The organism is Nocardia sp. PLKS1-43 (assembly GCF_059510335.1).
Window position 1 is genome coordinate 177,563 of the sequence record NZ_JCAJZQ010000017.1, and the last position, 6,063, is coordinate 183,625.

Annotated in this window: 4 protein-coding genes and 1 pseudogene; 4 read left to right on the forward strand and 1 reads right to left on the reverse strand. The window is 66.7% G+C overall.

Annotated features, from left to right (window positions below; genetic code table 11):
- Positions 1-52: 52 nt before the first annotated feature.
- Positions 53-784: pseudogene (locus AC5WS7_RS37280) on the forward strand (Clp protease N-terminal domain-containing protein); the annotation flags it as partial.
- Between the two features lie 412 nt (positions 785-1,196).
- Here AC5WS7_RS37280 and AC5WS7_RS37285 read toward each other — a convergent pair.
- Positions 1,197-1,964 (reverse strand): trans-aconitate 2-methyltransferase, encoded by a 768-nt coding sequence (locus AC5WS7_RS37285; RefSeq protein WP_495959351.1) that lies wholly within the window; start codon positions 1,962-1,964, stop codon positions 1,197-1,199.
- Between the two features lie 114 nt (positions 1,965-2,078).
- Here AC5WS7_RS37285 and AC5WS7_RS37290 point away from each other — a divergent pair, with 114 nt between their 5' ends.
- The 3 genes from AC5WS7_RS37290 (at position 2,079) to AC5WS7_RS37300 (ending at position 5,777) form a co-directional block, all read left to right on the forward strand.
- Complete coding sequence (locus AC5WS7_RS37290; protein WP_495959352.1) at positions 2,079-2,369, forward strand: hypothetical protein; 291 nt, start codon at positions 2,079-2,081, stop codon at positions 2,367-2,369.
- Positions 2,370-3,173: 804 nt separating this feature from the next.
- Positions 3,174-4,799, forward strand: a complete 1,626-nt coding sequence (gene groL / locus AC5WS7_RS37295) for a chaperonin GroEL (RefSeq protein WP_495959353.1) — start codon at positions 3,174-3,176, stop codon at positions 4,797-4,799.
- 345 nt (positions 4,800-5,144) lie between these two features.
- Positions 5,145-5,777, forward strand: coding sequence for a Uma2 family endonuclease (locus AC5WS7_RS37300; protein WP_495959354.1), 633 nt, complete (start codon positions 5,145-5,147; stop codon positions 5,775-5,777).
- Positions 5,778-6,063 lie beyond the last annotated feature (286 nt).

Sequence of the window (6,063 nt, forward strand, 5' to 3'; positions counted from 1 at the left end):
CATCGTCAACCAATGGTTGACGAAGTGCGGGTAGTCAACTTAGAGTTGACGCATGAGCGAAAGAATACGCCTCGACGATCTGATCGAGGGCATCAAGCGCGCACGTCCCGACAACGTGCTGGAACAACTGTCCGACGCGGTCGTGGCCGCCGGACATCTGAGCGAGGTGGCCGATCACCTGATCGGTCATTTCGTGGATCAGGCCCGCCGGGCAGGCGCATCGTGGACCGATATCGGCCAGAGCATGGGCGTCACCAAGCAGGCCGCGCAGAAGCGGTTCGTGCCCAAACCCTCCGGCGATCCGGCCGCGATGGACCCCAATGCCGGTTTCGCGCGGTTCACTCGGCGTGCCCGCGAGGTCGTGATGGCCTCGCAGGAGCAGGCGCGCCAGGCGGGCAATGCGGAGATCCAGCCCGAACACCTCGTTCTCGGCCTGCTGACCCAGCCGGAATCGCTCGCCGCACACGCGATCGTCACGAACGGCATCGCCCTGGACGCGGTCCGCAAGGTCGCCACCGCGGCACTGCCGCCTGCGGCCGAGGAAGTACCCGCGCTCATCCCGTACAGCGCCCAGGCCCGCAAGGCTCTGGAGCTGACCTTCCGCGAGGCGCTTCGCCTGGGGCACAACTACATCGGCACCGAACACATGCTCCTGGCGCTGCTGGAACTCGAGGACGGCTCCGGGGTGCTCTCCGGCCTGGGTCTGGACAAGGCGGGACTCGAGCGGGACATCGCCGCCCAGCTTGCCCAGTTCGCACCGCCGCCCTCGCCCGGTCCGCAACCCGGCCACCAGCCTCCGCCCGGACATCTCCCGCCTCCGGGCCACCAGCCGCCCCCACCGCCGGAACATCCACAGGGCATGCACCCGCCGATGCCGGCGCCGCCCGCACCGCCGCAGCCGCCCGTCCCGCCGCACGCCTGATTCGCCGTCGCAGCCCAGGTGCTGTATTCCGCATCGGCGGTCGGCGTCCACCGCAGCGTTCGCGACGTGACCGGGCGTGCGATCGCGACGACCCGCAGCGATGTCGCGGGCATCGACGGTACCGGCGCTGGGGCGAAATACATTGTCGCCATTCGTAATTCGGACATCTTCGAGGTGCGCTCGGGGAGTGCGCGCATCGGATCGGGGATCATGCGCGGTGAACAGAAGAAGGGCCCGTTCGAATCGAACGGGCCCTTCGGCGGGTTCCGGGAACTCAGCCGGGCGTGCGAGCGACGGCGAACACCCGGCGGAACGGCAGCCAGGTCGTCCCGTCGGCCTGACGTGGATACGCCTCGCGCAACATCGGCGCGAGCGCGGCGACGAAACGATCCCAGCCGGCGTCGTCGAGTGCGTCGCGGACCGGGCGCAGAGCGGTGCCCGATACCCACTTCAGTACCGGATCCGCTCCGGTCAGGCGCTGCAGATACGTTGTCTCCCAAGCATCGACGGCACATCCGGCGGCCGCGAGCACGCTCGCGTACCCGGTCGGATCCAGGACGTTGCGCGGTTGCAGCAGGCCCGCGGGTTCGAGTGCGTCGCGCCACTGCTCGCGGGCGGCGAGTTCCCGGATGCACCGATGTGAGGGCGCGTCGAAATTGCCGGGCACCTGGATCGCCAGCCATGCGCCGGGCGGCAGTTTGCCGGCCCATTCGTCCAGCAGGGCGGGATGGCCGGGCACCCACTGCAGTACGGCATTGGAGACCACGACGTCGGTATCGGGTTCGGGGACCCAGTCGCGCACGTCGAGCAGGGTCGCGTGCACGCCGCGGGCGCGCGCGGCGGCGACCATCTCTGACGAGGCGTCCGAGGCCTCGACGATCGCCTCGGGCCAGCGCTGGGACAACACCGAGGTCAGGTGTCCGGGACCGCAGCCGAGATCGGTGACCCGCCGGGGGCGATCGGCGCCGACGCGGCCGAGCAGTTCGTAGAAGGGGCGGGAGCGGTGGTCGTCGAAGGCCAGATACTGCTGCGGATCCCACATGGGCGGCTCCTGACGTCGCGTTCGAGGAGAATTATAGCGCTTACCCAAACCGTACGTACGTACTTTATAGGCCGAAATACGCTCACGCAACAGGTGTCCGGATAGGATGTGGCTATGGCGGATGACACCGATTCCGACCTGATCGCCGGGGAAACGCGGGTTGACCTGCTGCGAGCGCTCTCCTATGTGGAGACCGAGTCGGGCCCGGACGGCAGTTATATCGTCAACGGAGATCTCCCGCCCGACGTGGCGCCTCCATTCATCCGCGCCATCATGCGCATCGAGGCCGAACTTCTGTTGCACGACGCCCGGCAGGTCACCGTCGACCGGGGCGAACCCCGCACCCCGGAGGAGCGCCGCGCCGACGCCTTCCTCGCTCTGGCGCTGCGCGTCACAGATACCTAGAACCCCATTCCCGCGGCCGCCGAGCCTCCGCGCGACCACGGCCGCACCCGCGCGATCCCCACGGCCGCCGTCCGACCACCACACACCCAGCGGCGAACCGTCTCTGTGGCTGGTAGTCGCCCGCGAAGCGAGGCTCAGCAACGCAAAGCTTTTCGGCGGGCTCGCCGTTCAGCCCTCGAAGCCCGAGTCCCGACCGCGCGACGCTTCCCTCCGGCCACCGAAAACCGGCCGAAGCGAAGCGAGGTGAGCCCAACGCGCCCAGGGCGAAGCAGCTCCATCCCGCTGGGAGTCGCCCGCGAAGCGGTAGGTTCAGCAACGCCAACCTGCAAGGATTTCCGCGGGTTCGTCGTTCAGCCCCCCGAGGGTCGAGTCCCGACCGCGCGACGCTTCCCTCCGGCGACCGAAACGGGCCGAAGCGAAGCGAGGCGAAAGCCTGACGTGCCCAGCGGCGAATCGTCTCTGTCGGGCTGGGAGTCGCCCGCGAAGCGATAGGTTCAGCAACGCCAGCTCCAAAGGTTTTCGGCGCGGGCTCGTCGTTCAGCCCTCGAAGCGCATGGCCGAAGGCCGAGTCTCGAGGGTTGAACGACGAGCCTTACAGCGCCGAAAACCAGTCGGAGCGAAGCGGAGACCAAAGATACCGCCAACCTTGCACTCGGTACCTGCGAGTGCTAAAAAGGGATCTGGCACTCCAAACCAACGAGTGCCAGGTCGGGATGGTGAGGCCGAGACACTCGGTCGTCCGTCGCGGGCACCGAACCTGGCCAGATCGTGTCAATCCCTGATCTGGAGGATCTCAACAACGCCATGGCCAAGACAATTGCGTATGACGAAGAGGCCCGCCGTGGCCTCGAGCGGGGCCTGAACAGCCTCGCCGACGCCGTCAAGGTGACGTTGGGCCCCAAGGGCCGCAACGTTGTCCTGGAGAAGAAGTGGGGCGCCCCGACGATCACCAACGATGGTGTTTCCATCGCCAAGGAGATCGAGCTCGAGGACCCGTACGAGAAGATCGGCGCCGAGCTGGTCAAGGAAGTCGCCAAGAAGACCGACGACGTCGCGGGCGACGGCACCACCACCGCGACCGTGCTGGCTCAGGCGCTGGTGCGCGAGGGCCTGCGCAACGTCGCGGCCGGCGCGAACCCGCTGGGCCTGAAGCGTGGCATCGAGAAGGCCGTGGAGGCCGTCACCAACCGTCTGCTGGGTTCGGCCAAGGAGGTCGAGACCAAGGAGCAGATCGCTGCCACCGCCGCCATTTCCGCCGGCGACGCGTCCATCGGTGAGCTGATCGCCGAGGCCATGGACAAGGTCGGCAAGGAAGGCGTCATCACCGTCGAGGAGAGCAACACCTTCGGCCTCCAGCTGGAGCTGACCGAGGGTATGCGCTTCGACAAGGGCTACATCTCGGGTTACTTCGTGACCGACCCGGAGCGTCAGGAAGCGGTCCTCGAGGACCCGTACATCCTGCTGGTCGGCTCGAAGATCTCGACCGTTAAGGACCTGCTGCCGCTGCTGGAGAAGGTCATCCAGGCCGGTAAGCCGCTGCTGATCATCGCCGAGGACGTCGAGGGCGAGGCCCTGTCGACCCTGGTCGTGAACAAGATCCGCGGCACCTTCAAGTCCGTCGCCGTGAAGGCCCCGGGCTTCGGCGACCGCCGCAAGGCGCAGCTGGCCGACATCGCCATCCTGACCGGTGGCGAGGTCATCAGCGAAGAGGTCGGCCTCTCGCTGGAGACCGCGACCGTCGACCTGCTGGGCACCGCCCGCAAGGTCGTCATCACCAAGGATGAGACCACGATCGTGGACGGCGCCGGCGATGCCGACGCCATCCAGGGCCGCGTCGCGCAGATCCGCACCGAGATCGAGAACTCGGATTCGGACTACGACCGCGAGAAGCTGCAGGAGCGTCTGGCCAAGCTGGCCGGCGGTGTTGCGGTGATCAAGGCCGGCGCCGCCACCGAGGTGGAGCTCAAGGAGCGCAAGCACCGCATCGAAGATGCCGTGCGCAACGCCAAGGCCGCCGTCGAGGAGGGCATCGTCCCCGGTGGTGGTGTGGCCCTGCTGCAGTCCGCTCCGGCTCTGGACGACCTGAAGCTCGAGGGTGACGAGGCCACCGGCGCGAACATCGTGAAGGTGGCGCTGGGCGCGCCGCTGAAGCAGATCGCGTTCAACGCGGGCCTCGAGCCCGGCGTGGTGGCCGAGAAGGTCGCCAACCTGCCCGTGGGCCAGGGCCTCAACGCCGACTCCGGCGTCTACGAGGACCTGCTGGCGGCCGGCGTTGCCGACCCGGTCAAGGTGACCCGCTCGGCGCTGCAGAACGCGGCCTCGATCGCGGCCCTGTTCCTCACCACCGAGGCCGTCGTGGCCGACAAGCCGGAGAAGGCCGCCGCTCCCGCCGGCGACCCGACCGGTGGCATGGGCGGCATGGACTTCTGAGTCCGGCCTCCCGGCAACACCTTTCGAACCGGTAGCCGGTCCGCCTTCAGGCGGGCCGGCTACCGGCGTTTTCGGCTGATCGGCATCGTGAGTGTGCCGTTCCGCTCACTTGGGCTCTTGATGTTCGCAACCGGAACCTGTGCCGTCAGCGCTTCGACGTCGACCACCAACTCGCGGCCCCGGATATCGAGAGCGCGAACGGCAACACTCGGATGACACCGGGAATCATTGCGGCCCAGGGGTCGACCAACGGGACGGTCGCGTTCGACGTCGGTACGACGCCCACGTACTGAAGGCGGCCGATGGGATTGTGGACCTGCGGAACTGTCGGTGTGCGGGCATAGGATGAGCGAGACCGTGATCCCGCCGGACAGAGGTAACATGACCGCGCTGCCAAGCTGGGCGATCGACCCTGAGCCACTTGTTCTCACCGAGGACCAGTACGACGCGCTCCCCGTGGACGTGCAGAAGCGGATCGAGGTGGTCGACGGTCATGTGATCTTCTGCCGCAGTGGCAGCCCTGAGCACAACATCGTGGCCCGGAGGCTGGCCAACGCGTTTGACGACGCCAAACCGTCGGAGCCGTGTACACGTGTCCTGACCGATTTCGAGATGCACTACCGAAACGAACTTCCCGGGGACAGGCGCTTCTCCTTCCGTCGGCCCGATGTGTTCGTGACTCGATGCACGCCGAGAGGGCAGAAGCCGCGGACGAGCGACGTCCTCATCGCGGTCGAGGTGATCTCGCCGGGGTCGGAATACATGGACACGGTCGACAAGTGCGCCGAGTACGCCGCCGAGGGAATTCCGCTGTACCTGGTGGTCCATCTGGACGACGATCTGCGTGTGAAGATCATCCAGGAGTACCGGCTCGACTGGGCCAGTGGTGCATACCGGTGCGCGCAAACGCATCAGGGATCACTCGTGCTTCGGGAGCCCTTCCCTGTGAAGGTTGCATTCGCAGACCTTGATGCATGAGATCCGCGCGCCGAGTTCACTTGATGTCCCAGTGCGGGAAATCGTGAGTTTGGCCGGATGACCAGGCGATTTGACATTGAAACCGCCTGCCGCGTAACTTATTCCAGGTCAGAGCGACACGGACACCGACCCGGAGCCGAAAGGCCTGGGACACGAGGTTGGACGAGGAGCGCCTGACGCTCACACTAGCTCGATCGAGGCACCCGATTTGTTTCGGGATCTACGGTTGCGCTAAGCTTGAAAAGTTGCCTCACCGATCAACCGGGTAAATCCTGCGAGATAGTGT

What these genes read in the sequence shown, in the direction of transcription:
- AC5WS7_RS37290 (WP_495959352.1), top strand. Translation starts at nt 2,079, where the DNA reads ATGGCGGATGACACCGATTCCGACCTGATCGCCGGGGAAACGCGGGTT.
- AC5WS7_RS37300 (WP_495959354.1), top strand. Translation starts at nt 5,145, where the DNA reads ATGAGCGAGACCGTGATCCCGCCGGACAGAGGTAACATGACCGCGCTG.
- AC5WS7_RS37285 (WP_495959351.1), bottom strand. Translation starts at nt 1,964, where the DNA reads ATGTGGGATCCGCAGCAGTATCTGGCCTTCGACGACCACCGCTCCCGC.
- groL (WP_495959353.1), top strand. Translation starts at nt 3,174, where the DNA reads ATGGCCAAGACAATTGCGTATGACGAAGAGGCCCGCCGTGGCCTCGAG.